Source organism: Pseudomonas sp. LBUM1664, from assembly GCF_059695895.1.
Map to the genome: position 1 here is coordinate 3,182,455 of NZ_CP166791.1, position 26,588 is coordinate 3,209,042.

Annotated in this window: 26 protein-coding genes and 1 pseudogene; 15 read left to right on the plus strand and 12 right to left on the minus strand. The window is 57.7% G+C overall.

All coding sequences use genetic code 11. The features are described from left to right. Positions 1 to 16: 16 nt before the first annotated feature. Positions 17 to 1,372 carry a hypothetical protein gene (locus ACA047_RS14730; protein ID WP_497360173.1) on the minus strand — a complete coding sequence of 452 codons (1,356 nt, stop codon included), beginning with the start codon at positions 1,370 to 1,372 and terminating at the stop codon, positions 17 to 19. A 170-nt stretch (positions 1,373 to 1,542) separates the two neighbouring features. Then, positions 1,543 to 2,322: a helix-turn-helix transcriptional regulator gene (locus tag ACA047_RS14735; protein ID WP_497360175.1), complete on the minus strand. Its 780-nt coding sequence runs from the start codon at positions 2,320 to 2,322 to the stop codon at positions 1,543 to 1,545. A gap of 195 nt (positions 2,323 to 2,517) precedes the next feature. Between ACA047_RS14735 and ACA047_RS14740 the strand changes: the two genes are divergently transcribed. Further along, positions 2,518 to 3,879, plus strand: a complete 1,362-nt coding sequence (locus ACA047_RS14740) for an APC family permease (RefSeq protein WP_497360177.1) — start codon at positions 2,518 to 2,520, stop codon at positions 3,877 to 3,879. Between the two features lie 11 nt (positions 3,880 to 3,890). Next, positions 3,891 to 4,994: a DmpA family aminopeptidase gene (locus ACA047_RS14745; protein WP_497360179.1), complete on the plus strand. Its 1,104-nt coding sequence runs from the start codon at positions 3,891 to 3,893 to the stop codon at positions 4,992 to 4,994. A 22-nt stretch (positions 4,995 to 5,016) separates the two neighbouring features. Here the strand turns inward: ACA047_RS14745 and ACA047_RS14750 are convergent, their stop codons facing one another. After that, complete coding sequence (locus ACA047_RS14750; RefSeq protein ID WP_497360181.1) at positions 5,017 to 6,924, minus strand: sigma 54-interacting transcriptional regulator; 1,908 nt, start codon at positions 6,922 to 6,924, stop codon at positions 5,017 to 5,019. Between the two features lie 243 nt (positions 6,925 to 7,167). Here ACA047_RS14750 and ACA047_RS14755 point away from each other — a divergent pair, with 243 nt between their 5' ends. The 7 genes from ACA047_RS14755 to ACA047_RS14785 all read left to right on the plus strand — a co-directional run bounded on the left by ACA047_RS14755 (position 7,168) and on the right by ACA047_RS14785 (position 13,110). Continuing rightward, on the plus strand, positions 7,168 to 7,650 hold the full coding sequence (locus ACA047_RS14755; RefSeq protein ID WP_020294052.1) for an MSMEG_0572/Sll0783 family nitrogen starvation response protein: 483 nt from the start codon (positions 7,168 to 7,170) through the stop codon (positions 7,648 to 7,650). Between the two features lie 122 nt (positions 7,651 to 7,772). Next, positions 7,773 to 8,750, plus strand: coding sequence for a Nit6803 family nitrilase (locus tag ACA047_RS14760; RefSeq protein WP_497360184.1), 978 nt, complete (start codon positions 7,773 to 7,775; stop codon positions 8,748 to 8,750). Next, positions 8,737 to 9,819: an MSMEG_0568 family radical SAM protein gene (locus tag ACA047_RS14765; protein ID WP_497360186.1), complete on the plus strand. Its 1,083-nt coding sequence runs from the start codon at positions 8,737 to 8,739 to the stop codon at positions 9,817 to 9,819. Before ACA047_RS14760 ends, ACA047_RS14765 begins: the two co-directional genes overlap by 14 nt. 14 nt (positions 9,820 to 9,833) lie before the next feature. After that, positions 9,834 to 10,394 (plus strand): MSMEG_0567/Sll0786 family nitrogen starvation N-acetyltransferase, encoded by a 561-nt coding sequence (locus tag ACA047_RS14770; RefSeq protein WP_497360188.1) that lies wholly within the window; start codon positions 9,834 to 9,836, stop codon positions 10,392 to 10,394. Further along, positions 10,387 to 11,418: a sll0787 family AIR synthase-like protein gene (locus ACA047_RS14775; protein ID WP_497360190.1), complete on the plus strand. Its 1,032-nt coding sequence runs from the start codon at positions 10,387 to 10,389 to the stop codon at positions 11,416 to 11,418. Before ACA047_RS14770 ends, ACA047_RS14775 begins: the two co-directional genes overlap by 8 nt. Before the next feature lies 1 nt (position 11,419). Continuing rightward, positions 11,420 to 11,755 carry an MSMEG_0570 family nitrogen starvation response protein gene (locus ACA047_RS14780; protein ID WP_497360192.1) on the plus strand — a complete coding sequence of 112 codons (336 nt, stop codon included), beginning with the start codon at positions 11,420 to 11,422 and terminating at the stop codon, positions 11,753 to 11,755. A gap of 53 nt (positions 11,756 to 11,808) precedes the next feature. Further along, on the plus strand, positions 11,809 to 13,110 hold the full coding sequence (locus ACA047_RS14785; RefSeq protein WP_497360194.1) for an MSMEG_0569 family flavin-dependent oxidoreductase: 1,302 nt from the start codon (positions 11,809 to 11,811) through the stop codon (positions 13,108 to 13,110). Between the two features lie 412 nt (positions 13,111 to 13,522). Here ACA047_RS14785 and ACA047_RS14790 read toward each other — a convergent pair whose 3' ends face one another. The 6 genes from ACA047_RS14790 to ACA047_RS14815 all read right to left on the minus strand — a co-directional run bounded on the left by ACA047_RS14790 (position 13,523) and on the right by ACA047_RS14815 (position 19,909). Then, positions 13,523 to 14,449, minus strand: coding sequence for a fumarylacetoacetate hydrolase (locus ACA047_RS14790; RefSeq protein ID WP_497350411.1), 927 nt, complete (start codon positions 14,447 to 14,449; stop codon positions 13,523 to 13,525). 6 nt (positions 14,450 to 14,455) lie between these two features. Next, positions 14,456 to 15,736, minus strand: coding sequence for an MFS transporter (locus tag ACA047_RS14795; protein ID WP_497350413.1), 1,281 nt, complete (start codon positions 15,734 to 15,736; stop codon positions 14,456 to 14,458). Between the two features lie 151 nt (positions 15,737 to 15,887). Beyond that, positions 15,888 to 16,937 carry a type III polyketide synthase gene (locus tag ACA047_RS14800; protein WP_497350415.1) on the minus strand — a complete coding sequence of 350 codons (1,050 nt, stop codon included), beginning with the start codon at positions 16,935 to 16,937 and terminating at the stop codon, positions 15,888 to 15,890. Positions 16,938 to 17,142: 205 nt separating this feature from the next. Then, entirely contained in the window at positions 17,143 to 17,583 is a 441-nt protein-coding gene (locus ACA047_RS14805; protein WP_017125423.1) for a Zn-ribbon domain-containing OB-fold protein, read from the minus strand. Positions 17,584 to 17,594: 11 nt separating this feature from the next. Further along, the gene (locus tag ACA047_RS14810) at positions 17,595 to 18,791 is read right to left on the minus strand and encodes a thiolase family protein (protein ID WP_497350418.1); all 1,197 of its coding nucleotides are present in this window, start codon (positions 18,789 to 18,791) and stop codon (positions 17,595 to 17,597) included. Between the two features lie 29 nt (positions 18,792 to 18,820). Then, positions 18,821 to 19,909, minus strand: coding sequence for a hydroxymethylglutaryl-CoA synthase (locus tag ACA047_RS14815; RefSeq protein WP_497350420.1), 1,089 nt, complete (start codon positions 19,907 to 19,909; stop codon positions 18,821 to 18,823). A gap of 331 nt (positions 19,910 to 20,240) precedes the next feature. Between ACA047_RS14815 and ACA047_RS14820 the strand changes: the two genes are divergently transcribed. Continuing rightward, positions 20,241 to 20,972: a TetR/AcrR family transcriptional regulator gene (locus ACA047_RS14820; protein WP_497350422.1), complete on the plus strand. Its 732-nt coding sequence runs from the start codon at positions 20,241 to 20,243 to the stop codon at positions 20,970 to 20,972. A 56-nt stretch (positions 20,973 to 21,028) separates the two neighbouring features. Here the strand turns inward: ACA047_RS14820 and ACA047_RS14825 are convergent, their stop codons facing one another. Then, positions 21,029 to 21,907, minus strand: a complete 879-nt coding sequence (locus ACA047_RS14825; RefSeq protein WP_497350424.1) for a DAPG hydrolase family protein — start codon at positions 21,905 to 21,907, stop codon at positions 21,029 to 21,031. A 143-nt stretch (positions 21,908 to 22,050) separates the two neighbouring features. Here ACA047_RS14825 and ACA047_RS14830 point away from each other — a divergent pair, with 143 nt between their 5' ends. The 4 genes and pseudogenes from ACA047_RS14830 to ACA047_RS14845 form a co-directional block, all read left to right on the plus strand. Further along, positions 22,051 to 22,713 (plus strand): TetR/AcrR family transcriptional regulator, encoded by a 663-nt coding sequence (locus tag ACA047_RS14830; protein WP_497350426.1) that lies wholly within the window; start codon positions 22,051 to 22,053, stop codon positions 22,711 to 22,713. Between the two features lie 254 nt (positions 22,714 to 22,967). Continuing rightward, a complete protein-coding gene (locus tag ACA047_RS14835) occupies positions 22,968 to 23,390 on the plus strand; it encodes a bleomycin resistance protein (RefSeq protein ID WP_497350428.1) in 423 nt (140 codons plus the stop codon). Between the two features lie 226 nt (positions 23,391 to 23,616). Then, the gene (locus tag ACA047_RS14840) at positions 23,617 to 23,832 is read left to right on the plus strand and encodes a hypothetical protein (RefSeq protein WP_497350430.1); all 216 of its coding nucleotides are present in this window, start codon (positions 23,617 to 23,619) and stop codon (positions 23,830 to 23,832) included. A gap of 383 nt (positions 23,833 to 24,215) precedes the next feature. After that, positions 24,216 to 24,488, plus strand: a pseudogene (locus ACA047_RS14845) (transposase domain-containing protein); the annotation flags it as partial. Here the strand turns inward: ACA047_RS14845 and ACA047_RS14850 are convergent. Continuing rightward, on the minus strand, positions 24,485 to 24,940 hold the full coding sequence (locus tag ACA047_RS14850; RefSeq protein ID WP_497350432.1) for a GNAT family N-acetyltransferase: 456 nt from the start codon (positions 24,938 to 24,940) through the stop codon (positions 24,485 to 24,487). The pseudogene ACA047_RS14845 and the gene ACA047_RS14850 sit on opposite strands and share 4 nt — an antisense overlap. A gap of 195 nt (positions 24,941 to 25,135) precedes the next feature. Next, positions 25,136 to 25,690: a TetR/AcrR family transcriptional regulator gene (locus tag ACA047_RS14855; RefSeq protein ID WP_497350435.1), complete on the minus strand. Its 555-nt coding sequence runs from the start codon at positions 25,688 to 25,690 to the stop codon at positions 25,136 to 25,138. 126 nt (positions 25,691 to 25,816) lie between these two features. On the opposite strand from ACA047_RS14855, the gene ACA047_RS14860 reads away from it, so the two are divergent. Continuing rightward, on the plus strand, positions 25,817 to 26,437 hold the full coding sequence (locus ACA047_RS14860; RefSeq protein ID WP_497350437.1) for a DJ-1/PfpI family protein: 621 nt from the start codon (positions 25,817 to 25,819) through the stop codon (positions 26,435 to 26,437). Positions 26,438 to 26,588 lie beyond the last annotated feature (151 nt).

Consider the following 26,588-nt stretch of genomic DNA (forward strand, 5'->3'; position numbering starts at 1 on the left):
TCCTTGAGGTCGAGCATCAGTTGGTTATTTGCTGGGTGACCAAGCCGCCGATGAAGGTCATCAACTGGCAGCTGTAGATGCCTCCATGTCCTTCAATGATCGGCGCAAACACCTTGACGTTGAGAAGGGGGTTATGGGGTGGCGGATCTTTCAATTCCGGATTTTTAGCAAGGTGCAAGACAAAGGACTTCGCCGTGCCGTCCCTCTGCTTTTGTTGTGACGTGATCCTGACTTCGCTCAATGGCGTCGAGGTCGACAGCGTTGCCAGGCTCAGGCGCTGATCGGGCTGTGCCAAGGCGTCGATGTATTGTTCGCACCCTTTGAAGGTTTGCCCTTCAACGGTGTCAGGTGAATAGTCTGACGAGGAAAGAAAGTGCGTCTGGTAGGGCTCGTAGTGGCCAACGGCGGTGGCATTGGCCTTGTAGCCTTCAGGTACATCGTCGGTGTACTTCTGCAGCCTTGCTCGCGGTGCCCGGGCGATGTGAAACGCCCACTTGGTGGCTGAGTCCGTCGTGCCGGTTACGATGGCCAGTACCGGTGGTTGATTTTCGGTGTAGTGACAGCCCATGCTCATTTTCTGCAAGGTGACCAGACGCATCGCCTCGAAGGCTGGGTTGATCAGCACCACCAGGTCACCGACAGTTTTCAGCGACTCCTTGGGGTCTTTCATGCAACCGGTGGCATCCAGTGGGTTGTCGGGATCGAAACTCGCACTCTGGGTAAAGCGTTCGACCAGAATCGGCGCAAGGGCTGTATAAAGTACCGCCGCACCGAAGCTGTGGCCGATAAACACCAAGCGGCTTTGGGTGTTATCGGTTGCCTGTAGCAAGCTGCCGCTGTTGCGACGCACGCGCTCTTTGTCCAGGCGCAGCAGCACCTGGGTGACCGCTCCGCTACCGACGCTGTGCGCTGTCTGTTTGCGGTCCCAGAACGTGACGAGATCCAGCGCAGAGTTCCAGGCCAGCACCTGGCCGCGCCACCCCATGTACAGCCCAACAACTTTGCGCTTGCAGCCATCCATCGCAGCAATGTTGCGCATCGCCAGTTTGAACTCACGGACATCGTCATCATCAGGCGCCGCAGAGTGCCGCCAGCCATGCAGGTACGTCACGACCAGCACTGGCTCGTTGATTTTCCTGATGCCGGCCAGCAGCGCCTCGAAGGCATCAGGGTTCATCAGGTTGCCGTACTCATCGAACTCGATGAAGCCATGCTGGAAGTCGGCCTTGCGGCCGCTGGCATCCGGGCAGGAGGCAAGCGGGGTGTCAAGGTCGTAGGATTTAAAGTATGGCGGGGCAGGGTGGTATTGCTTGAGTGGTGCGCAGCCAGCGAACGCCAGGCCCAACACAATGACCGCAATCAGTGCGCGCATCTCCGTTACCCTCTTTGCTGCATCCCTGATTAGCAGCGTAGAAGATTTTTGTGCAGGTGCTGGCATTTTGTCATAGGCCGGGACAGTCCCGGGGCGGGCAAACCGGCGTGCAGCTCCAGCGTCTGCTGGATACGGCGTGTGAAGCGGTACTGCATGCGCTGTCAGTGTCCCTACGTACCTTGCTCTTCGGAGAACCCTAGCTCCCGGATAAACATTGAGAACAGCTCCGGGTGAGAGGAAATGTCCAGCTTCGCATAGAGATGCCGGCGGTGTGCCTTGATGGTCTCAGGGGAGATTCCGAGCCGCAGCGCCATCGCCTTCGACGAGTATCCGCGAAGAATAAGCCGTGCGATTTCCACCTCGCGCTCAGAAAGCACGCCTTTGCCAAACTTTGCCAACGCATCGCCAACGGGGGGCAGCAGAGGTACCGAGATACCGATGCGTGTCCAGTTCTGGTCGAGCAAGGCCAGCACCCATGAGCTGACAAGGGCGAGTTTCCCCAGCTCCACTGAATCGAAGGTTCGGCGCATGCCAAGGGATAAAGACAGCACGCCATCAGGCAGCTGCAGCAGAAACTGCACCTCGTCTTCCAGCACATGATTCTGGAAGTAGTTCAGGTAGTAGTCCGTTTGCCGGAAATGATCCGGGGCGACTTCCTCAAGGTGATAAAACCCGCTGGCCAGGCCTTCGCGAGCAGATTGGTAGAAAGGGTCGAGCAGGTACAGGCCATCCAGATACAGCTCGCTCGCCGTTGGCGCCGGCGCCGCGTCGTACTCAGCAAGCACGTGTGGGGCGGCCTGGGAAGGAAAGTGGATGGCCAGCGCGTTATCGAATGGCACCCATTGACGTAGCACCAGGATAAGCTGGCGCCAAAACCGAGGACTGCCTATCTGCTCGATAGCTCGAGCTAAAGCGGTATGACTGGCGACTTCATGAAAGAGAATGTCCACGTCTACTTCCTTAGGGCGAGGAGGGCATTGGCCCCCGATTCTATAAAGCTGTCAACGGGGGTACCCCATAGGGGGAATTGTTCGGCCAAGGGTACCTGCATACAGTCCTGTCCTATCAAGCGTGCCGGAGAGCCCGCCATTCATAGCATTTTAGTTCTGCCTCCTAACTCATATAACAAACGAGAGGATGAACATATGTCGTCTAATGCGCTATCTCCTGAGCTCAAGCCTACGCTGAGCGTCCCTGATGTAATTGCGATCACTGTATCCTCAGTGACACCCGCCAGCTCCGTGTTTGTCATTGCTCCATTTGCGATCGCCCAGGCCGGTACCGGGGTCATCTGGGCATTCATATTCGGTGGTGTGTTGGCGCTGATGTTTGCGCTGTGTTACGCAGAGCTGGGCCGTGCGCACAGTGCGGCGGGTGGGGAATACGTATTTGCCAAGCGAGTATTCGGCGGCATGGCCGGTTACGCCACGTTCCTGACCGTGCTCGCAATGCTTCTGTTCATTCCGCCCGTGCTGGCAACAGGGGCCGCCACGTATCTCAATACCGCACTAGGCACACAGTTCGATGGGCAGACCGTGGCCCTGGTGATCGTAGCGCTGAGCTATCTGCTCGGCATTTTGAACATCAAGCTTAATGCTTGGGTGACGGGCGGCTGCCTGATTCTTGAGGTGGCGGCTTTGATGGTGATTGTGGTGCTGGGCTTCGGTCATGCACAGCAACCGATCAGCAGCCTGCTCAACCCTGTTGTGCTCGACAACGGAATCTTACGCTCAGCGCCCTGGGCCTTGGTCATCGGAGCGGTCGGCACGGCTCTGTTCTCCTTCAACGGCTACGGCGGAGCAGTGCTGCTTGCCGAAGACATGAAATGCGGCGGGCGCGGTATTCCAAAAGCGGTACTGTTGTCTTTGGTGCTGGTAGTCGCCATTGAGTTGATCCCGCTCGTAGCCCTGCTGGTGGGGGCTCCGTCGCTTGAACAGATGCTGGCCAGCCCTGACCCAATCGGTTATTTGCTGACGGCCCACGGCAACGAAACGTTGTCACGGCTAGTGAGCGCCGGCATCTTCCTCTCGGTATTCAATGCCATCATTGCCCTGGTGATTCAGATCGGCCGGGTGATCTACAGCAGTGGTCGTGATGAGCTATGGATGCCAACCATGAACCGCGCATTCACCCGAATCCATGCCAAATGGGAGTCTCCATGGCTGGCAACACTCTTCCTGGCCGTGCCTTCTGCAGCGTTGACCTTCAGCTCCAATCTGTCGGAACTGACCTCGTTCACCGTTCTGCTGATCCTGTGCGTGTACCTGATCGTAGGGCTGTGCGCGCTGTTCAGCCGTGTGCTGCGCCGTGATCGCGAGCACCCGTATCAGATGCCGTTGTGGCCTCTTCCTGCACTGGCTGCCGTGGTAGGTTCGGGATACCTGCTGACGTCGTTACTGAGCACCGCTAACACCCGGGACATCTTCATCATTCTTGGAATCCTGGTGACTTCCGTGCTGCTTTACGCTACGTACGGCAAGTTGAGCCCGGCATTCCAAAAACTCTGAACGAGGACATCATGCGAGCACGCGACTTCGGCATTTCCTTGGGCTTGGGCCAACCAGGCCCCAACAACGCAATCACCGACGTGCCAGGCGTTCGGGTTGGCCATGCGACGCTGGATAAGGTCCATAACGGCAAACCGGTGCGTACGGGGGTGAGTGTGATTGAGCCGCGGGCTGGAGCCGCGCGTTTTCAGCCGTGTTTCGCTGGCTGTCACGTACTGAACGGCAATGGCGATGCCACGGGCTTGGAGTGGATTCGTGAAGCAGGGCTGCTTACGACGCCTATCGCGACCACCAACACCCACAGCGTGGGCGTGGTACGCGATGCGCTTATCGCTCATGAGCACGCAACACTGGCTGATAGATCGGTTTATTGGTGCATGCCGGTAGTGATGGAAACCTACGATGGCGTGTTGAACGACATCTGGGGTCAGCACGTGAATGCAGACTTGGTGCAGCAAGCCTTGAGCACTGTGGATACCGGGCCGGTGACTGAAGGTGCTGTCGGCGGAGGCACAGGAATGATCTGCCACGAGTTCAAAGGTGGGATTGGTACCGCTTCACGCAAACTGCCAGCAGAGCAGGGCGGTTGGACGGTGGGGGCATTCGTTCAAGCCAACCATGGCCAACGCCGCGAACTCAGAGTCGATGGATACCCGGTGGGCAGAGCGCTGCTGGATCTGCCGTCGCCCTACGCTCTGCAAGGCACTCCAGGCATGGGATCAATCGTGGTCGTGTTGGCCACCGATGCTCCCTTGCTACCACACCAATGCCAGCGGCTGGCACAACGGGCCTCGCTAGGTATTGCACGGACTGGCGGCGGTACCGACGACTCCAGCGGCGATATCTTCCTGGCCTTCTCTACAGGAAATACCGGGCTGGCTCCAGCCGACTACAACCGGCGTAATCTGCCGAAGACAGCTCAAGTAGCGATGGTCAACAACGATCATATCTCGCCACTTTTCTCGGCAGCGGCCGAAGCGGTAGAGGAGGCTATCGTCAATGCTTTGCTAGCCGGTCGAACCATGCATGCCGAGGATGGGCGGGAGGTGCCGGCCCTGGAGGGAGGGCGCTTGCTTCAGGCATTGGAGAAGATGGGTTGGCAGCCGGGGCGTTAAGCCGCTTGCGAACGGGTTCAACTCATTCTCCAAATTTGATCTCAAGCCGCTTGAACCTCGAAGCCAGCGTCGTTGGCTTGAGTCCCAGCAATTGAGCTGCACCGCCTTTACCGAATAACTTGCCATCCGCCGCCTTCAAGGCGGCTTCCATGTTGCATCGTTCGAGCTCGCGGATCTGCGCGTCCGTCATGATCGTGATCGGGGAGGCCTGTTGTTGAGGGTCGGCGAGGCTGGCTTTCGGCTCGTCGGGCAAATCCAGGCTCAGATCCGCGCCAATCGAGGTGATCAATGCGCGCTCGATGACGTTTTGCAACTCGCGAATATTGCCCGGCCATGAGTAGCGTTGCAGACGTTCGATGTCGCTGTTGCGCAGTCGCCGCCCTGGCATGTTCAGGCGTTTGCCGGTCTGTTTGAGGAAATGCGTGGCCAGGGCGCCGATGTCCATCAATCGGTCTCGCAACGCCGGGGAGTGGATCGGGAACACGTTCAGGCGAAAATACAGGTCTTCGCGAAAGTGCTTGGCCGCGACTTCTTGGCGCAGATCGCGGTTGGTCGCCGCAATGATCCGCACATCGACCTTGCGCGTGCGCTCTTCGCCGACCCGCTCGAACTGACCTTCCTGCAACACCCGCAGCAGCTTGCTTTGCAACTCCAGAGGAATCTCACCGATTTCGTCGAGAAACAACGTGCCTCCATCCGCCAGTTCGAAACGTCCGACCCGATCACGCACGGCCCCGGTAAAAGCCCCGCGAATGTGGCCGAAAAACTCGCTTTCGAACAGCTCCGCCGGAATCGCCGCACAGTTAACCCGGATCAGCGGGTGGCCGTTACGACGGCTGGCCTGATGAATGGCGCGGGCGATCAGCTCCTTGCCCGTCCCCGATTCACCGTTGATCAACACGCTGGCATCGGTAGGCGCGACCACATCGATCTGCCGGATGATCTTTTTGATCGGCTCGCTCTGGCCAACGATCTCGCGGAAGTTGTGCTCGATGTGAATCTCTTCCTGCAAGTACGCGTTCTGCTCTTCGAGGCGTTCCTTGAGTACCTTGAGTTCTTCCAGGGCGCTTTGCAGCTGGTTTTCCGTGCTACGCCGCTCGGTGATATCGCGGAACACCACCACGGCACCGACGATGCGACCCTCGGAAATCACCGGGGTGCTGGTGAACTCCACCGGAAACGAGGTGCCGTCGCGACGCCAGAACACCTCCTGACGCCCCTCGTGAATGACGCCGTCGCGCACGGCTTTATAGATCGGGCACTCTTCCACGGGGTAGTGGCTGCCATCGGCATGGGTATGGTGGTGAATGCGGTGGATGTTCTTACCGATCATGTCCTGGGGCTCCCAACCCAACATCCGCGCGCAAGCCGGGTTGACGAAGGTGGCCAGGCCGTCGCTGTTGATGCTGTAGATACCGTCGCCCACCGAGCTCAGCAGCAACTGATTGTCGCGCTCGTTTTCCTGGAACAGATTGAGAATGTTGCGCCACTCGATCAGCCCTCCGCGCATGGTGCGTTCGGTGTGGGCCTGGTCGCGTTGATACTTTTCCTGACTGCGTTCGCGTAGCACCAGAATGAGCTGTTGTTTGCCCTTGATTTGCAGGGTGGTGGCGGAGATTTCCAGTTCGATGCGTTCGCCGCTCTTGCAGTTGCAACTGAGCTCATCGGTCCAGGCGCGGCCTTTGTCCATCACCGCCTGGGTGAAGACGATCAGGTCGGCCAATTGATGACCGAACAGTTTGCTCACCGGTAGTTCGAGCAGTTCCTGACGCGGATAGCCGAGCAGCTTGCAGGTGGCGATGTTGAGGTCAACCAGCCGATCGGAAAACGGATTGAGCAGCGCGATGGCTTCGGCGCAATGTTCAAACACCATATGCCGTGACGAATACGCCAGGTCGGCCCAACCGCTGAGAGAGTCTGCTTCATTCATGGCTACGAAATCTCGTGCTTTATCACTACGAATATTCGTATTTCTACGGGAATGCGTGACTCAGCGATAGCATCAGATACGCCACTAAAAACCAGACCAGAGCAGTATCTTTATATAAATCAACCGATTAACCCTCATCGAAAAATGTTTCTATTTTCTGGCATGGCGTTCGCTCTATCTCCTGCAACCCGGCAGCCAACACTGGCTGACGTTCAAGCACGAAGAAAACTGGAGAGCGACACTATGCCAACCGTGGACATCCCTCATTACAAAGACGGCGACTTCCTGGTCAATTACGAAGAGAAAGTCTTCGAGGACGTCAAAGCCGAGCCGGGCGAGAAAGTCCTGATCACCTTCCACACCATCGCCTTCGAGGGCTCCATTGGCCTGGTCAACATGCTTCAGGCCAAACGCCTGCTGCGCAAAGGCTTTGAAACCAAAATCCTGCTGTATGGACCAGGCGTGCAACTGGGCGTGCAACGCGGCTTCCCAACCCTGGGCGCCGAAGCGTTCCCCGGTCACCTGGCGGTGAACAAGCAACTGATGCAGTTCATGGAGGAGGGCGGTGAGGTCTACGCCTGTCGTTTCGCCCTGCAAGCACTGTATGGCCAGACCGAAAAAGCCCTGATCGAAGGCATCCGCCCGATCAATCCGCTGGACGTGATGGACCTGCGCCTGCTGATGCGCCGTGAAGGCGCGATGATCATCGATACCTGGACGGCCTGACAGCACAACCCCTTGTGGGAGTGAGTCTGCTCGCGATCGGCACCCCAACCCGAATCGCAGGCAAGCCTGCCCCACAAGGCTGTTGTCGATCTTCCGAGCCCTCACCATTTTCAGGACCCATCATGGCCATCATTCGCGCAGCAGCCGTACAAATCAGCCCGGTGCTCTACAGCCGCGAAGGCACCGTGGACAAGGTCTGCCAACAGATCATCGCCCTCGGTGGGCAAGGTGTGCAGTTCGCCGTGTTTCCGGAGACGGTGGTGCCGTACTACCCGTATTTTTCCTTTGTGCAGCCGGCGTTTGCCATGGGAGCGCAACACCTCAAGCTGCTCGATCAATCGGTCACCGTTCCATCCGCCGCCACACTGGCGATTGGCGAGGCCTGCAAGCAAGCGGGGGTGGTCGTGTCCATCGGCGTCAATGAGCGCGATGGCGGCACAATCTACAACGCACAATTACTCTTCGATGCCGACGGCAGCCTGATTCAGCATCGACGCAAGATTACCCCGACCTACCACGAGCGCATGGTCTGGGGACAAGGCGACGGTTCCGGCCTGCGCGCCGTCGACAGTGCCATCGGGCGCATCGGTTCGCTGGCGTGCTGGGAGCATTACAACCCGCTGGCCCGTTACGCCTTGATGGCCGACGGAGAGCAGATCCACGCGGCGATGTTTCCGGGCTCCCTGGTGGGCGATATTTTCGCCGAGCAGATCGAAGTCACCATTCGCCACCACGCGCTGGAATCCGGCTGTTTCGTGGTCAACGCCACCGCATGGCTGGATGCCGATCAGCAAGGCCAGATCATGCAGGACACCGGTTGTGGCCTTGGCCCGATTTCGGGAGGCTGCTTCACCGCCATTGTCTCGCCTGAGGGCAAATTGCTCGGTGAGCCGCTGCGTGCCGGTGAAGGTGTGGTGATTGCCGACCTCGACCTGGCCTTGATCGACAAGCGCAAACGCATGATGGATTCGGTCGGCCATTACAGCCGTCCGGAACTGCTCAGCCTTTTGATCGACCGCACGCCCACGGCCCATGTGCATGAACGCGCCTCGCGCGTTGCGGTGGTTGCCACCGAGGAGCTCGATCATGCAAACCAATGAGTTGCTGGCCGAGTTGCAGTGTCATGGCGTGCGTTGGCCGGCTGCGCAAAACGGTCTGTCCCGACAAGGTGGTGCGGGGCCCTCGGACCACAAGGCCCTGAGTTTCGGCAGCCGGACCATGATGGTGCCGATCCTCAATCAGGCCTCGCAGAATTCGCCTTACCAGGCACAACCCAGTGCCGATGGCAGTCAGGCGCTGATCTTTCGTGAAGGCTTGCAGGTCGGTCAGGTACAGATGCCCGGCGTCCCGAACTTCTACGGCTTGAGCACCGCCGATGGCATTCCCTACTGGAAAATCGCCACGCTGCACAGCCGTGATGTGCTGGCGACTACGGTATTGCAGCACTGTATTCGATTCAATGATCGCGGCAGTTCCTGCCAGTTCTGCGCCATTGGCCAGTCGCTGGCCGCGGGCAAAACCATCGCCCGCAAACGCCCGCAGCAATTGGCGCAGGTGGCAAAAGCCGCTGTGGAACTCGATGGCGTCAAGCACATGGTGATGACCACCGGCACGCCGCAAACCCCAGACCGTGGTGCGGCCATCTTGTGTGAGTCCGCGGCGGCGGTGACTGCCGCGGTCGATCTGCCGATTCAGGCGCAATGCGAGCCGCCGGACGACGATCGCTGGTTCCAGCGCCTGGCTGACAGCGGTGTGGTCTCTCTTGGCATGCACCTGGAGGCGGTCACCGATGAAGTGCGCCAACGGATCATGCCAGGAAAGGCCGAAGTGCCGCTCAGTCGCTACTTTGAGGCGTTCAGCGCGGCGGTCGAAGTGTTCGGTCGCGGCCAGGTCAGCACCTACATCCTCGCGGGCTTGGGCGACAGCGAAGCCGCCATCGGCGAGATGAGCGAGCGTTTGTGCGCGCTGGGTGTGTACCCGTTCGTGGTGCCGTTCGTGCCCATCGACGGCACCCCGTTGGCCCATCACCCAAAACCCGACAGTGCAATGATGGCCCGCTTGTATCCGCAGATCGGCGCGAGCCTGCGTCGTCACGGCCTGCACTCCGATCAGATCAATGCCGGCTGCGCCAAATGCGGTGCGTGCTCGGCCCTGAAAAGCTACGAATAAGCCGGAGAACACCCATGCCGAATCTCGCCTTTGCTTTGGTTGATAGCACCTTTGAACCGTTTCGCGCCGGTGAGTTGCTGGTCAAACCCGCCAGCGAACACTGGGAGAAACAGGCCTATTTCGCCTTGCGACGTTCGGTATTTTCCGATGAGCAACAACTGCTGGTACAGGACAAAGACAGCCACGACTTTCAGGCCATAGCCATTGTCGCCCTGGCCGGCAATTGCGGGATCGCCGATCAGGTGGTGGGCGCGGTTCGTATTTACCAGCCGGAGCCGGGTCTGTGGTTTGGTGGGCGTTTGTGTGTGGCCCCGGCGTATCGGCGGCACAGCATGATCGGCAAGGCACTGGTCAACGAGGCGGTGTCGCGGGCCAAGGACCTGGGTTGTGACGTGTTCCGTGCCACGGTGCAGGCGCAGAACGAAGGCTATTTCCATGGCCTGCGCTGGCACACGTTGGAACGGCTGGAATTGCTCGGTCAGCCCCATTGCCTGATGCAGGCGGATCTGTCGGCCTACCCGTTAATGCCGCGCCAGGTTTCATTGCGGGCGCTGAAGGTGGTTCGCCATGACTGAGGTTCTTGATCTGGCGACCCTGCTTGACACCGTGCGCAACACCCCGGCGATGCGCTCGAAACAGGCGATCCAACAACCGGCGGCGGTGATTGGCTGCACTAAACAAACGCTGACCCGCGAACAGCTTTACGCCTTGCCGGGCGACGACACGGCGGCAATTGCCTGTGGCAACCACTTTCAGTTGCTGGCCATCGAAGGCATGTTGCCGGCCTTCGTCGAGGCGGCGCCGTGGTTTGCCGGATGGTCGGCGGTGATGGCCAACGTCAGCGACATCACCGCCATGGGCGGTCGCGCAACGGCGGTGGTCAACGCGTACTGGCATCACGACAACGATGCCGCGCAACAGATTCTGGCGGGCATCCGTGCGGCGTGTGAAGCCTACGGCTTGCTGTTGGCCGGCGGCCATACCAGCCTCACCACGCAAAACCCGGCCGCTCTGGCCGTGGCGATTACCGGGACGGCGTCAACGCTGCTGTCGACCTTGCATGTCGCTCCCGGCCAGGTGATCGCCATGGCGGTGGACCTTGAGGGCGCCTGGCACGCTGACAGCACCTATTGGAAAGCGTTCGAAGGTGTACCGGCCGAGCGCCTGCGCAGCAAGCTCGACGTGTTGCCGCGCCTTGCCGATGCCCAACTGCTGCACGCGGCCAAAGACATCAGCAACGCAGGTGTCCTCGGCAGCCTGTTGATGCTGCTGGAAGCCACCGGCTGCGGCGCGACCATCGATTTTGCTTCGCTGCCATGTCCACCGGACGCCGAGCTGGTTCGCTGGTTACAGGTATTTCCCAGCTATGGCTTTTTGATGACGCTCGATGAGCGTGACTGGGTGCAAGTCCAGAGCGCTTTTGCCTTTGAAGGTGTGCGCTGCGAACGCATCGGCCAGGTCGATGCCAGCGCTGCGCTGAACGTTCGACTCGGCGAGCAGCGCGGCGAATTCTGGAACCTGCACATGCAACCATTTACCGGTTTCAGCTATTCCCATCTCGATTTGACCCCCTTGAACCTTCATCAACAGGAGCACTGACATGCCCGCCGTTAACTTCAAAATCCGCTGGCCCAATGGCACAGAGGCGTCCGGTTATTCACCTTCAACCGTGATTTATCAATATCTGGAGGAGGGCGCCAGCTACCCTCTGCCGGATTTTCTACAGCGCCTCGAAAGCGCCTTGAACAAGGCCTCGGAGCGGGTCAAGGCGGTCAAGGGGTTCTATTGCAGTTCGGCCATGGACACCTTGAACTCGTTGAAGGGCCAAGCCAGTTACCTGCTCGAGCCTGTCCACACAGAGGGGCTAGTGGACATTCTCAGCATGCGGACCGAAGGCGCTGGCCAGGTGATCGGCGCGCGCTGGGGCTCGTTCTGATTCATTGAATTTTCCCCTTGATTTTTATCGTCACCGAAGACCGGAGCAACGTTATGACCAGCCACCTCACCTCAATCAAAACCCCACACCACAGTGTGATCGTCGTTGGCGGCGGTCAGGCCGGGTTGTCCGCCAGCTACTACCTGCAACAGGAAGGGATTGACCACTTGGTGCTGGAAAAGCACAGCGTGACTCATACCTGGCGCAATCAGCGTTGGGACACCTTCACGCTGGTCACGCCCAACTGGCAATGCGCCTTGCCGGGCTACACCTACGTCGATGACTTCAAGGGCACTGATCCTCACGGCTTCATGAAAAAGGATGAGATCAATGAGTACCTGGCCGGTTTCGTCAAATCGGTTAATGCGCCGGTTTGCGAGGGGGTTACCGTGCAGCGTGTGGTCCCTCGCTCGCTCGGTGGGTTCGAGGTGCACACCTCGCAAGGCGAGTTCACGGCCGACCAGGTGATTGTCGCGTCGGGCGGCTATCACACGCCGATCATTCCGCGACTGGCCGAGCGTTTGCCAACAGGTATTCATCAACTGCATTCGGAGCAATACCGCAGCCCCGAGGCTTTACCTGCCGGCAATGTGCTGGTGGTCGGCTCCGGGCAGTCGGGGGCGCAGATTGCCGAGGATCTGCATCTAGCTGGACGCAAAGTCTTTCTTGCGGTGGGCGATGCACCGCGTTGCGCGCGCTTCTACCGAGGCAGGGACGTGGTCGATTGGCTCGCAGAAATGGGTTACTACGAAATCGGTGTCGACACCCATCCGCTGCGTGAAGGCGTTCGTGATAACACCAATCACTATGTCACGGGGCGCGATGGCGGGCGCGATATAGACCTGCGCAAATTCGCCACGCAAGGCATGGAATTGTTCGGTCGCCTCGAAGGATTGCAGGGCACGCGCATGCAGTTTGCAAATAACCTGGGCGAGAGTCTGGACAGCGCCGATGCTGTGTACAACCGCATCAACGGATCGATCGACAAGTACATCGAGCAGTATTCTATCGACGCGCCGCCCGGCGAACGCTATCAGCCGAACTGGTCACCTGAGCAAGCGCGCAGCGAACTGGACCTTGAAAGCGCAGGCATCACCAGCGTCATCTGGTGTATCGGCTTCAGTCCGGACTTTACCTGGGTCGAGGCCGCCGTTTTCAATGGTCGCGGCCATCCGTGCCACCAGCGCGGGATCACGACGCAGCCAGGTCTGTACTTCCTCGGATTGCCATGGTTGTACACCTGGGGCTCGGGCCGTTTTTGCGGCGTGGCAAAAGATGCGCGTTACCTGGTAGACCGGATCAGTGCTTCACACGCCGAACTTTCTGTTCAAGCGAAACGGGCGGTCGCAAGATAAAGGTCTCTTTTTACACCTTGGGATCTCGACGATTTAGCACCTGATAAGGGGGTTTCGTCCGCTGGCGCGCTCAAGCGTCGCAACCCTTGCAGGCAGCAACCGGCAGGGCATTCGACTCGTCCAGCCTGCCGATGTCGCCGATTTTGATCAGGTGTCATTCTGGACAGGTGATCGCCTGGAGGCGGTGGAAGGCAAGGTCTGGTCCAAACCCTTCCTGATTCACAGCCACAGATCGAGCAGGTCTTGCGGTTGCTCAAGCAAGATACATCGTTGAAGTTGGCCATTATCTGCTGGTTTTGGTGACGCTGATCCGGTGGCCGACAACGCAACAACGCTGAGTATTCCACTCGTGCACAGTCCGATTCGGCACTTGCTTGAATGCGATATCGAAGGACGTCTCTGCGTATCGGATTTATCGCCGATCGCTGGGACGCTGCTGCAGGTCCGTCGCCCGTGCCGGCGGGCCGGCCTCTAGCAGGCGCTTGCCGAGCGGGTACAGGTGCAGCAACTCTTCTTCAACGATGCAATTGCTCATGCCTAGCTCCAGCTCCGGGCAATCGAGGTCGAGCCAGTCGCCGTGTTGCAGAGGCGGTTCGCTGTCACGATGGCCGAGGCCATGAAACACGTAGTGCACCAAGCCTGGTTGCAGGAACTGCTCATGTTGTTCGAGAAAGGCCTGGGTGCGCCTGCGCAGCGCCTGCCACTCCTTTAGGTCGATAACGTACTCGCGACAGGAAATCTGCGCGTCCTGGCGCTCGATGCGCGCATCGATGGACAACCGATACTGCATTTCCCCGAGAATCATGGCCGGGGCAATCGCGCACTCGCGCAGGCTGGCCTGCAAGGCGTCCGGTGAATCGAGGTTGCCGAGCAACGGGTCATGTATATCGTTGCCGAGGGTGAAGCCGACGAAGCGCAACTTTCCAAAGGGATCTACCATATAGATGCAGACGATCCCCGGTTCGCAGGCGATGCTCAGTGCGTGATAGGGGATGTTAAGCGCCTCGCCGTGGGTCTTGAGCAGGCTGCCGTTGCCTTTGTAGAACCAGGCTTGGTTTTTCTTCGGCGTCGCCAGGCTGATCGCGCTGACTTGGGCCAGCAGGTTGTTGCTGGGCTTGAGTGGTGGCCTGAGGTCGATTTCCCGGGTGCTGGTAATGGTGGGCAGGTGCTTGAGGTGCTCGGCCCAACCCAGGTGCCAGCGACTGCAGTACTGCAGCGTTTCATACAGCCCGCCCTGCTCGGGAAACATCCGGGAGTTCTGGCCCGTCTGGAAATCGAACACACCGATGCCTCGGTGCTCGTGCTGGTAAAGGTCGAGCAACATCAAATAGTGTCCCATGATTCTCTACTCCTTCAGGGGCAAGCTGGCCGGCAGCGCTTCTATGGGCTGCAGGACGGACTCGGGGTTGTGGCGTCTCAGGTTGTCGCGCAGGCACATGGACAACAACAGGCCGGCGATGCTTCCGGCCAGGGCAACGTATAGGATGGAGGGCAGGCCGAAATGGGTGGCGGCGTAGCCGGCGGCGGCTGGTGATACGCCACCGCCGAGGATTTCGCCGAACCCCACGACGATGCCGGTGGCCGTGGGCAACAGCGCCGGCGGCACTGACTCGCTAGTCAACGGGCCGACGGTCATGCAGATCAGGCTGAAATTGAAGAACGACAACAGGAACAGCAGCAGGAACAGCAGTTCGGTAATCGCCGGGCTGATGATCAGCAGGCACACTAGCGTCGCGCTCATCATGAAGGAAACCATGACCACCGGCTTGCGTCCCAGCCGATCCGACATCGCCGGAATGATCAACTGGCCGATGAAGCCGCCCATGCCGATGGCGGAAATCACTACGGCCATTGACAGGGTTTCCAGGTGTAAGTAGTCCGTCAGGTAGCTGGGCAACATGGCGCACAACACGAACTGGCAGGTGAGAATGCAGAACATAATCAGGATGTTCAGGCTGACATTGCCACTTCTGAAGGCATTCAACCAGCGTGTCCGGGCGTTGCTGGGGGCTGATTGGTGATGGCCTGGCAACGGCACCGGTCGATAGACCCTCCACAGATAGCCGGCCAGCAGCAGGCCCGGCAGGGAGATGATTGCAAATACCATACGCCAGGAGTCGAATAGTTCCAGTAGGCTGGCTGCCAGCAACGGCCCCAGGCACAGGCCGAGAATCGGGAATAGCGCCTGCTGGAAGCCCAGGTTCTGTCCGCGTCGATCCGGATGCGAAACCTCGTCGGTGACGATGATGCTGGTCGGCGTGAAGGCGCCTTCGCAAAGTCCCATCAGGGCTCGGAGGAGTACCAGCCCGAACAGCCCGCTGGCCAGGGCCGAGAGTCCCGACAGCAGAGACAGCACGGCAATCGACAGGACCAGTGCGCTCTTGCGGCCCAGGCGGTCAATCACGTAGCCCGCGCCGAGGGCTGAAAATCCCCAGGTAAAGGCCAGTGCGGCCGAGAGGAAGCCGAGGTCCTGATAATCCAGATGCAGGTCATGCATGATCACCGGAAACAGCGGCAGGATAATAAATCGGTCAAGCCCGACCAGGCCGAAACTCAATGACAGCAGCCATACCATGCGTCGTTCGTAACTCCGCTTGGGCGTCGTCGTGTGATTGTCTCTGTTCATCGCTCATCTTCCGTGTGAAAACCATGAATCAGCGCAATTAAAGGGCTCCGCCGTCTTCCGAAATGCCTGGAGGGCGCGCGGGAGCCTTGGCGTCTAGCAGACCGTTAAGGCTTCGCGCACGCCCACCCCGTTGGCCGAGCAAATCTTTGGATCAGGCTGCCCATTCACCCACGGCCATTTCGGCGGTGAAGCCCGGGCCGAAAGCCGCCAGCATGCCGACATCTCCGGGATTCAGGCCTGCTTCGAACTGCCGCTTGAGCACATCAAACACCACCACGCTGGCGATATTGCCGGCTTCGGAGAGGCTGTTGCGCGATGGCGAGACACAGTCTGAGGCCAGGTCCAGTTGCAGGACCAGTTCGTCGAGGATCTTGCGGCCGCCGGTATGGAATATGAAGAATTCATTCTGCGCACAGTTCTGTTCTAGTGTGTCGTAGTTGAGTTTCTCCATGATCGGCGCGACATCCTTGATGGAGTTCATCACGGCTTTATCCAAGGTGAAGTGGAAACCGGTATCCTTTATATCGTACTTGATGTAGTGCTCACTTTTCGGCAAGAAGAACGAGTTGGTCGAACGGATCTTGAAGCCTGCCGCCTGATCATCCGCGCGCAATACACAGGCGGAAACGGCATCACCAAAGAGTGCGGCGGAAATGAATGCGTGCAACTTGGTATCGTTGGGTTGATAACAAAGCGAAGAGAACTCCAGGGAGACGATCAACACATGATTGCGCGCGTCGAGCTTGGCGAAGTCATGGGCCCGGTTGATCGCGGCGGCACCAGCGACGCAGCCGAGTTGGGCGATCGGCAACTGCACGGTGGAAGTAGGCAGTTCCAGGTCGTTGATCAGGTGCGCGGTCAGCGAGGGCATCATGAAGCCGGTGCAGGAGGTGACTACCACCATGCGGATGTCGTCGACCGTCAGGCCAGAGTTTTCAATGGCTTGGCGGGCGGCGGCGGAGGACATCTGGCGGGCTTCGCGCTCATAGACGATGCTGCGGTGGGTGAAGCCGGTGTGCACCGCCAGTTCGTCGATCGGCAGGATCAGGTGCCGTTCATTGACCTCGGTGTTCTGGATCATGCGCTTGGCCAACGCCATGCGCGGATGGTCGGCGTGCAGGCTTTCCAGATGGTCGATCATCTGTTGCTGGGTAATCTTGTTTTTCGGGAACAGCACGTGCGGGAGACAAAGAGTCGACATGATAAATCCTCGGCCATATATAGGCCAATAATGAGTATGGGGAGTCATTCCCCGTTTTAAAATTAAGGCAGTTCGTAGCCCTGAAGGAACAGGGGCTTAATGGCTTCTACACTATAGGAAGAGACCGTTTTTATACTGCTGAGGCGACGTTCTTGTTTTGATATCGGAAGGGCCGGGCATTAGTAACTAACGCCCGGTAAGTTGCTTATATATCCAGGACAAACTTGTAGGCGTATTGCCAGGCCAGGTTGCTTTCACGGACATGCTTGCGCACGACCATGCGTACCGGCGCGCCGGCCTTGAGTTGTTCTGGATGGGTGACGTCGACGATTTCCGAGGCGATGACAAGGCCATCGTCGAGGCGCACCATCGCCATACAGCGCGGTACGGTTTCGCCGTAGCCCATGGCGGCGAGGATCGGGTTCTCGGCGTGGGCCATGACTTCGATTTTGCCGCTGCGAGCGCAGCGGTATGGCTTGACGCTCAGCGAGTTGCAAGCTCCGCAGACAGTACGGCGCGGGAAGAAGATTTCGTTACACTCTTCACACTGGCTGCCTTCCAGGCGGTATTTGCCGCCGTGTTCGCGCCATTCGCGAAGCATGCTGGCGGTGGTCATCCGATGGATCTGTTCGGGGTACATGGACATGGTCCGGCTCCTTAGTCGTTGGAAAGAACGATCACTGAGTTGTGGGCGGCGTAACCTCCCAGGTTCTGCGACACGCCGATGCGCGCGCCCTTGACCTGGTTGTCGGATTCACCGCGCAACTGGCGGAACAGTTCGGTGATATGCAGGATGCCGTCGCAACCGGACGCATGGCCGCGGCCGATATTGCCGCCGTCGGTGTTCAATGGCAGTTGGCCGTCGATGGCGATACCGCCCTCCAGGACAAAATCGCCGGCCTGGCCCTTGCCGCAGATGCCCATGGATTCCATCTGGATCAAGCCGGCGCCGAGCAGGTCGTAGACCTGCGCCACGTCGATGTCCTTGGCGGAGATCCCGGCTTTCTTGTAGGCGATTTCAGCGCAGGCGATCGAGTTGGCCGAGACGGCCATGCCGACGTCCTTGGGCAGGCCCGGGTGATGCAGAGTCGGATTGTGAAAGCGGGTGCCAAAGTAATGGGAAACGCCGGTGTAGGCACAACCGCGAACGAACACCGGCTTGTCGGTATACTTGTGGGCCAGGTGTTCGGCGACCAGGATGGCGCAGCCGCTGGCTTCACCCCAGGCCAGCATCGAGCCGAAGGCTTCGCTGTTCTTCAGTGTATCGAGGGACGGGATCGGTAGGCCGTAGCGGGTGGCTGTCGGGGTGTTTTGCGCATAAATTCGCATCTGCCGGCCAAAGGTCGCCAGCACATCGGCTTCACGCCCGGCGTAGCCGAACTTTTGGAAATACTCCGCCGTTGCCAGGGCGAAGGCGTCGGTGTGGGAAATACCGAGGAAGTAATCGTACTCACATTCGGTACTGGAACCGATGTACTCGGCATAGTTGAAGTGGTCGGTCATCTTCTCGAAACCGCCGACCAGCACGATGTCGTATTCCCCAGAGGCGATCATCTGATGGCCCATTTGGAACGACACCGAACTGCTGGTGCAGTTGGCCGTGCTCATGAAGGTCGGCGCCGGGCTGATGCCCAGGGTATCGGAGATCGTCGGCCCGAGGCCGCCATATTCCGAAATCCCCTCACCGTGATAACCATAGGCCACACCCTGGATTTCCCGGGGGTGCATCTTGGCGTCCTTGATGGCTTTGTAGGCCGACTCGACGATCATTTCCTTGAACGTCTGCCGCACCCTCGAACTTCCCGGTTTCGGCGTGTAAGCGGCCGAAACGATTGCAACACGACGTGCGCACATGTTCATGCTCCTTGCGTAGACAGGCGAAATCAGAGATAGGCGGTCAGGGCGTAATCGGCCCGCAAATACTTGAACTCGTATTTGATGGACGTGCCGTAATCAACGTACAGTTTGTTTTCGAGCAAATCGCGCAGCGTTTTGTTGTGCTTTTGGTAGGCCTCGATGGCCGGGGTAACCGTCAGGGCGATGGCGTCGCTACCGGCGCCGAAACCGTAGGACACCAGCAGGATCTTCTGCCCGGGGCGCGACTGGTCGAGCACGTTGATCAGGCCGAGCAGAGGGCTGGCGGCCCCGGCGTCACCAACGCTGCCGGCGTAGATACCGGGCTCGACCTGCTTGGGATTGAAACCTAGATGTTTGGCCAGGGAGTAGGGCGTGGACACCAGGTTTTGCTGGAACACCACGTAGTCGTAGTCCTGCGGACTGGTGCCCAGCTTGGCCATCAGGCCTTCGGCCGCCCGGCGTGTCTGGTCTTCCAGGCCGATGCTGTTCTTGTCCGATCCCAGTCCCATCCCGGAACGGATGTAGCGGTCGCCTTGCGGGCGAATGTTGTCGGCGACGTCGGCGGCACATGAGAAATTGCCGTCGAATTCGGCGATGACATTCTGCGTCCCCACCAGCAGAGCGGCTGCACCGGCACCGGCATAGGATTCCGTCAGGTCACCAGGGGCGGTGTTGCGATTAATGGTGTCGGCACCGATTGCAATGGCGCTGCCGGTCATGCCGGAGGCGACCAGTGCCTGACAGATCTGTAGGGCCGAGGTGCCTGACTTGCCAGAGAACTGTACATCGGCGCAGTAGGCGTCGTAGCCGGAACCTAGCATTTCTAGGATGACCGAGGCCGAGGCGCGGGAGTCATAAGGGTTGGTGCAGGTGCCCAGGTACAAGGCTTCAACGCTGCTGCCTGGAGCCTTGTCAAGCGCCCGCTGGGCGGCCAGCACACCGAGGGTGATGACATCTTCGTCAGGTTGCAGGACCGCTCTTTCGGTTACCCCCAACTGGTTTTGCACCAGATGCAGATCGGTGTTCTTCCAGACGTTGATGACTTCTTCGACTTTCAGGCGACAAACGGGAACGCCAGTGCCGTAGCTCACAATTCCTACTCTTTTCACGTTCATTTTCCTCTTGATTCCATTCGTTGTCAGAAAACCCTGGTGGCGTCTTGCCAGACGCCGTGAAACATACGGAAAACAATTTGTGGAGCGCTGAGTCTTGGTATCGCAATTTTATCCAGCAATTTTAACTACTTGGCGTTTCCGGCTGACTGTTCTAAAAAGTGCCTAAAGCTGCCTTTTTAACTCCCGGACTGATATCATACGAAACGTATCGTTTCATATATAAAAAAAGTGACATAATCTCATGCTAGGGGAAAGCAGTTGATAACTGCTGGGGGCTTCCCTGGCTGGATCGCATTTATTCCTGAACGTATATGAAAAAAATGAAAACAGATTGATCGAAGTCAGTCATACGATAGAATCGTTTAAAACGCAACGAAACGAAACGGACCGTTTCGTTGCGTTTTTTGAAATCGTATACCTTGAGTTATTTTTGTCAAGCATCCTGCCTGGAGATTTCACTGTGCCTCGTACACCCTCTCGCAGCTCCATCGGTTCCCTGCGAAACCCCCACACCCACAAGGCCATCCTCAGTTCGACGATCGAGATTCTCAAGGAATGCGGTTATTCGGGACTCAGTATTGAGTCTGTTGCCCGACGGGCGGGAGCGAGCAAACCGACGATCTATCGCTGGTGGGGCAACAAGGCAGCACTGATAGCTGAGGTCTACGAGAATGAAAGCGAACAGGTCAGAAAGTGTCCAAATCTCGGATCATTCAAGGCAGATCTCGACTTTTTGCTGCACAATCTCTGGAAAGTCTGGCGTGAGACGATTTGTGGCGAGGCTTTCCGCTGCTTGATCGCGGAGGCCCAGCTCGATCCGGCCACCCTGGCGCAGCTAAAGGATCAGTTCATGGAGAGACGGCGGGAGATGCCAAAGAAGCTGGTGGAAAAAGCCATCAGTAATGGTGAGTTACCGAAGGACACCAATCGCGAATTGCTGCTCGATATGATCTTCGGTTTTTGCTGGTACCGGCTGCTGACTGAGCAACTGACGGTGGATCAGGATATCGGGGAATTTACAACGCTTCTGATAAACGGTATTAGTCCAGCGGGGCAACGCTGACATTTCCCGGGTATCCCGCCCAGCCTGACGGCTGGGTGGCACGCCCCCTCCGAGGCTCAGCCAGCGCCGAATTCCCGGTACAAGTCCGGCAGGAAACTGGCCAGGTGGTTGAACTCGCAGAGATCATGGACGGCGAATTCATAGGCCAGGGTTTCCAGTTCCGTCTCACCGAAACCGTTAGCCTTCATCAGCGCGGCGGCGCGCTCGGCCCCAGGGAATCGCTCCATTGAGGGATGGCTGCCGACCCAGTAGCGGCTGGTCAGGTACAGGCCTTCCGGGGTCTGCTTGAACAGGTGCAACATCAGCGACACCGGCACATCCGGTTGCTCGGCGAGACTCATCAGCGCGCTGACGCTACCGTCGATTTTCGCTTCGCGGTACAGCTCGGTGCGCAGGCCCAGTTTCTCCGGTTCCTGAAAGTGAATATGCAGGTGCATCAGGCGATCGCCGACATATTCCGAGGCGCAGAAGGTATTACCGTACAAGCGCTGTTCGAAACTCAGGGAGGTTTGCTTGAGTCGTTCGTGATTGACACAGGGATTACTGACATGGGCATATGGAAACCACAGGGTGTAGCGCTCGGCCTCTAGCGGATGCCACATGAACCACCACTTGAACATCTCGGCTGTGGAACCGGGAAAGAACTTGCGGCTCTGTACGTAGGCCATTGGGCCGGGCAGCAGGGCGTAGCCCGACTCTTCACTGACAAAATCTGCTTCCAGTAACCGATTGATGTCCTCAATGCTCGGGGTCAGGGTCTGTTCTTGCGCCAGCGGTCCTTGCAGGATCTTGCTGACGGCGGATAGCGGGACCTGCATTTGCGCACGGAAATACTTGGCGTAGGGCTTGCCCTTGATCGCCTCGCGGTTGCGCAGGAATAGCTTCTGCATCGGCAGGGAGAAGTAGGTGAACGGTGTCATAACGCGCGCATCCATTGCGGTAATATCCTTTGGCTAAACGACTGTGGAGCTGACAGCATCTGTTGGCACCGTCAGTGCCTGTTGAGGTGTGTGGGTGATTTGAAACTAAACCGCGCATAAGTAAAAGTCAAATTTGAATTTAATCTAGTGAGAATTCCATGCCTGTGTCCGATCCTAACCCTGCTGCCTCTCAACGTGCCCAGCGCCAGGATGGCCAGGCGACTCGTCAGCAGATCCTGGAAACGGCGGGGCAGTTGTTTGCCGATCTGGGGTACGCCAATACCACCAGCAAACAGATCTGCGAGAACTCCAAGTCGAACGCCGCGTCGGTCAACTATCACTTCGAGAACAAGGAGGGTCTGTACCGTGCTGTGCTGCTCGAAGCCCATAACCGCCTGCTGCGCATCGATACATTGTTCAGCCTGAGCCAGAGCCCGGCAGCCCCTGAGGACAAGTTGCGGTTGATCATCACGGTCCTGGTGGAGCGCTTACGGGATCATCGTGAAGCTTGGGCGCTCAAGGTCCTGAGCCGGGAACTGCTGTCGCCCTCGAGCCTGCTGCCCTCGGTGCTGGAGCAGCAGGCCTATCCCAAGGCGAAGATTTTTCGCGGCATTCTCGGGCAGATCCTGAACCTGCCAGACGATCACCCGACCACGCTGCGCTGTGCATTGGGGGTATTTGCACCTTGCCTTTTTTTGCTGTTGGCCCACGAAGCCCTGAGCAAAAACGTGCTGCCGGGGCTGGAGATCGAACCCACGGTGCTGATAGAGCACATGATGACTTATGCCCTAGCGGGCCTGAAGGCGGTGTCGCTGCAATAGCAGCGAGCAGTACGAGCCTTACTGGGCGCCATCAGCCAGCCAAGCCGTCATTGAGGAGCGAGCCAGTGACTCAGAGAAATCCTGTCAACGGATCAGCATTTACCGTTGTAGCTGACACCGGCAGCACAGCGAAAAGCCTGCACAGGGTGCCAACTGAGCTGATCCTTAGGTTCGCATAATTTATCTTATGTTATTGTTTTCTATTAAATAGATTTAACGTCGCAGTATACCTTTGAAATCAACAGGAGCATGTCATGCTGAAAATGAATGCGCTGATTCCTGAGCTGATCGTCTCTGATCTGCAACAGAGTTTGCGGTTTTACTGCCATATTCTGGGGTTCAAAATTGAGTACGACAGGCCAGAAGACAAGTTCGCATTTCTTTCATATTACGGTAGTCAATTGATGCTTGAGGAAGACCACCCGGATGAGTCACCTTGGCGTGTAGGTCCTCTGGAGCGTCCATTTGGCAGAGGGTTGAACCTGTCGATTGAGTGTCCTGACAGCGCGTTTTTAGCAGCGGCACTTGAAGGTGCCGGTCACCATTTGCATAAACCCATCGAGGAACGCTGGTATCGCGACCATGATCGTTTTCATGGCCAACTGAATTTCTTGGTGCTTGATCCAGATGGCTATTTATTGAGGTTCAACCAGAGCTTGGGTTTTAAAGTCGCATGATAGAGAGCTGCCTGGTTCAAATCTCACCACCAGAGCCCCTCAGCTCCGTATAGGATGGTTCGCATAATGTATATTATGTTAAACGACAGGTTATGTCATAGATGTTCATGAGCTACCTAAGCCACTGATTCGACAAACTAGCTTCTGACGTCCACTCCCTCAACGGGCCATGTTCTAAATGTTCATGGTGAGCCTTTGAATTGTGCAGGATGGTCAGGCGGCGCCATTGCCCAAACTCATCCCGCTCTACACCTATGCCAATACCCGAGACCTGGATATCGATGAGGCCATCTTGGCCTGCCACTTTGAGGCGATTCTGGCTTTGCTGGACGGTTACGCCATCTGGCTCCAAAGCAGCCGTCAAGCCGACAACCTGGTAGCCCGAATCGGCACAGCTGCAATGGCACCTTTTCCGCAGATCGATCCGCGTACCCGTGACTAGATACGCAGCTCCAGATCTTTCGCACGCTGATTCGCCCGGGCACTGCGGAGAATCCGTTTCCAGAACGAGAGCGTCTGAAGCTCTACACCACGGATATCAATCAGGGTCCACAGCATGCCTATGACAAGAGTAAGCGATTTTTCGGTCATTACCGATTTCAACACCGTGGCCGGAACCATTGTGGGGTATCGGAAATTGGTTACCGCAAAGGGATCATAACAAACATGCTCTTACCTTCGAGACGCACCGACAAGCCCTCGAGAAGACAGGTTATCCTGCCCCGACCAAGGGTCCACTGCCCTTCGCATTCCAAGACTTTAGCAAGGCCCTGATTGTGTATTTGCAACGTACCCGAAACCTGAAGTTTTCGATGGTCGCTGCATACAATATTGGACGATGGGGCCGTGCCCATTCACAACAATCAGGTCGAAAACCAGATCCGACCGTGGGCACTTGGGCGCTCCAACTGGTTGTTCGCCGGATCGCTACGCAGCGGAAAACGGGCGGTGGCAATCATGAGTTTGATCCAGTCTGCACGCATGAACGGGCATGATCCGTACATTTATCTAGAGGACGTGCTGACGCGCCTACCGACGCAGCGGGCGAGTGAAATCACTGAACTACTGCCGCATAAATGGGTGAATGGCTTGGACTAATCCTCAAGCTGTTTTTCCATGACGATGGTGCGCTCAGCCCCATGAGACTCGTCGCGGATTTTCTGATAACCCAACGCAGCGTAAAACTTCTCCGCTGTAATCGACGACGGTACCCGCAAAGCTCCAACACCAGCGCTGGCAGCAGTAGCATGAATGACATCCATCAACTGCCGACCGATACCGCCACCTTGGTAAGCAGGATCAACGAAAACGCTTCTAACTACAGCACCATCGAGGCTTGCAGTGCCGGTAATATTTTCGCCTAGCCAAGCTACGAAAACCTTGCGCTTATCGAGTAGTGTGTTGACGGCTTCAGGAGCAAAACTCCGCTCAACCTGAGCGATAACGTCAGGTGAGTAATCCTGTGAATTTGACTCACGCAGAGCGGCGATCACTACACGGCTAATCGCTACTGTATCTTCGCCTGTTGCGAGGCGAACCTGACATTTCATGTTGGGAACCTCAATCTCTAACGATCACAGCATAGCCCATCGCAATGTGCCTTCACCGGACAGTTACCATTAATCGCATTGTCATAGCGCGCAAAGGCTTGAAGCGTCGCAGATTGGTAGCGACGTCCCTACCCCAAACACATTTGCAGTGGCACGCGAACTCTATTTATTCAGTTATCCAATTTAGCTCATGACTTAGGCCCGCCACGGTGGAAGAGCCCCTTCGAAAAGTGAAAAGGCTTGACGCAGGAAACTGTTGAAGCGAGCGGCATCACGTCGCAGCCCTGCCTGTTGACCACCAATCAGGCACAGATGGGCCACCTGACCAATCACTTCTGCTTCGCCTGGCATATGGACCAAGCGGCGGCACGTCCGTATCGCGAAGTCCAGTCGTCTTGTGTCAACACGCTGCTGAAACTCGCCTACCAACGGATCGTGCAGCGACCAGGCTCGGATGGAAACTTCCCGCCCAGGTTGTTTCTCAGCGGCAATACTCAAGTAGCGTTTCAAGGTTTCGCCCGCGCTACGACCCTGCGCCGCATAAGCGAGCATGCGCTCCGTGTAGTCTTCTTCCCAAGCAGCCAGCAAGGTGCGGACAAAGTCTTCGCGATTGCGGAAATGGTGATAGAACGATCCGCGGGTCACATTCAATCGGCGCGATAGACTCTCGGCCGAAACGCCAATATGCCCTATTTGGTCGAGGGCCTCAAAACCAGCCGCGATCCAATGGTTACGAGTTAGTTTTCTCACCAGTTATTTAGCTCCATATTTAGCGCCATACAGACTGTGTATGGTGCGCAACCGATTGATACGCTGCGAACACCAGCAAAGATGGCCGTTGCGTTTTGCACGCCAGCACTTTTCATGGAGCTCGCCTTGAAGAAAATCGTTCTGGTTGCTTTCGACCAATTCACTGATATCGACCTATTCCTGATGTGGGACATTTTAGGCCGCAACACTGAGGACTGGCACGTCCGAATATTGGGTTCTAGCTCTATCGTGCGATCGGCGCACGGCCTGCCTGTTTCGGTGCACGGTCCGCTTTCCGAGGCCAATAGTGCCGACGCGGTATTGTTCGTCAGCGGCAAGGAAGGGATACCCGCTGCACTTGCCGCCCCAGATTTCCTGCCGTCGTTTGAACTTGACTCCAGACGCCAGCGAATCGGCTCTATATGCGCCGGAGCTTTCATTCTCGAACGGCTTGGGCTGCTCAGCGGCCAAGCAACTACACACCCGGATGCACGATCGAGCTTGCAAACTCTGGGACTTGAGCCTGTGGACCAGCCTCTTGTATGCCAGGGGAACGTTGCAACCGCTGGCGGATGCCTTTCGGCGCTCTATCTGGTGGGATGGTTGGTTGAATCCTGGTTCGATGTCGACAAACGCCGTGCGACGCTGCTCCCTGTTCTGCCAGCTGGGCAGCAAGAGCTCTATGATGCCTTGATCGGGCTCAGTATCCGACAAGGAGAAGTTGGCGCCTCAACAACATCCAGTTAATCCATGCTCGCTCAGCATGGAAAAAGAGCCGCTTGTACAACGAGATTCCTCCACTATGCAGATACCTCGTGTGCTTGGGAATGAGCAGTGAGCGCGGTTGTCCCTGTCCGGCTTGAAAGTCGGTAACCGTCACTTCTAAGCTAGACAAGCA

What these genes read in the sequence shown, in the direction of transcription:
- ACA047_RS14730 (WP_497360173.1), bottom strand. Translation starts at nt 1,372, where the DNA reads ATGCGCGCACTGATTGCGGTCATTGTGTTGGGCCTGGCGTTCGCTGGC.
- ACA047_RS14740 (WP_497360177.1), top strand. Translation starts at nt 2,518, where the DNA reads ATGTCGTCTAATGCGCTATCTCCTGAGCTCAAGCCTACGCTGAGCGTC.
- ACA047_RS14745 (WP_497360179.1), top strand. Translation starts at nt 3,891, where the DNA reads ATGCGAGCACGCGACTTCGGCATTTCCTTGGGCTTGGGCCAACCAGGC.
- ACA047_RS14750 (WP_497360181.1), bottom strand. Translation starts at nt 6,924, where the DNA reads ATGAATGAAGCAGACTCTCTCAGCGGTTGGGCCGACCTGGCGTATTCG.
- ACA047_RS14755 (WP_020294052.1), top strand. Translation starts at nt 7,168, where the DNA reads ATGCCAACCGTGGACATCCCTCATTACAAAGACGGCGACTTCCTGGTC.
- ACA047_RS14760 (WP_497360184.1), top strand. Translation starts at nt 7,773, where the DNA reads ATGGCCATCATTCGCGCAGCAGCCGTACAAATCAGCCCGGTGCTCTAC.
- ACA047_RS14765 (WP_497360186.1), top strand. Translation starts at nt 8,737, where the DNA reads ATGCAAACCAATGAGTTGCTGGCCGAGTTGCAGTGTCATGGCGTGCGT.
- ACA047_RS14770 (WP_497360188.1), top strand. Translation starts at nt 9,834, where the DNA reads ATGCCGAATCTCGCCTTTGCTTTGGTTGATAGCACCTTTGAACCGTTT.
- ACA047_RS14775 (WP_497360190.1), top strand. Translation starts at nt 10,387, where the DNA reads ATGACTGAGGTTCTTGATCTGGCGACCCTGCTTGACACCGTGCGCAAC.
- ACA047_RS14780 (WP_497360192.1), top strand. Translation starts at nt 11,420, where the DNA reads ATGCCCGCCGTTAACTTCAAAATCCGCTGGCCCAATGGCACAGAGGCG.
- ACA047_RS14785 (WP_497360194.1), top strand. Translation starts at nt 11,809, where the DNA reads ATGACCAGCCACCTCACCTCAATCAAAACCCCACACCACAGTGTGATC.
- ACA047_RS14790 (WP_497350411.1), bottom strand. Translation starts at nt 14,449, where the DNA reads ATGGGACACTATTTGATGTTGCTCGACCTTTACCAGCACGAGCACCGA.
- ACA047_RS14795 (WP_497350413.1), bottom strand. Translation starts at nt 15,736, where the DNA reads ATGAACAGAGACAATCACACGACGACGCCCAAGCGGAGTTACGAACGA.
- ACA047_RS14800 (WP_497350415.1), bottom strand. Translation starts at nt 16,937, where the DNA reads ATGTCGACTCTTTGTCTCCCGCACGTGCTGTTCCCGAAAAACAAGATT.
- ACA047_RS14805 (WP_017125423.1), bottom strand. Translation starts at nt 17,583, where the DNA reads ATGTCCATGTACCCCGAACAGATCCATCGGATGACCACCGCCAGCATG.
- ACA047_RS14810 (WP_497350418.1), bottom strand. Translation starts at nt 18,791, where the DNA reads ATGTGCGCACGTCGTGTTGCAATCGTTTCGGCCGCTTACACGCCGAAA.
- ACA047_RS14815 (WP_497350420.1), bottom strand. Translation starts at nt 19,909, where the DNA reads ATGAACGTGAAAAGAGTAGGAATTGTGAGCTACGGCACTGGCGTTCCC.
- ACA047_RS14825 (WP_497350424.1), bottom strand. Translation starts at nt 21,907, where the DNA reads ATGGATGCGCGCGTTATGACACCGTTCACCTACTTCTCCCTGCCGATG.
- ACA047_RS14830 (WP_497350426.1), top strand. Translation starts at nt 22,051, where the DNA reads ATGCCTGTGTCCGATCCTAACCCTGCTGCCTCTCAACGTGCCCAGCGC.
- ACA047_RS14835 (WP_497350428.1), top strand. Translation starts at nt 22,968, where the DNA reads ATGCTGAAAATGAATGCGCTGATTCCTGAGCTGATCGTCTCTGATCTG.
- ACA047_RS14850 (WP_497350432.1), bottom strand. Translation starts at nt 24,940, where the DNA reads ATGAAATGTCAGGTTCGCCTCGCAACAGGCGAAGATACAGTAGCGATT.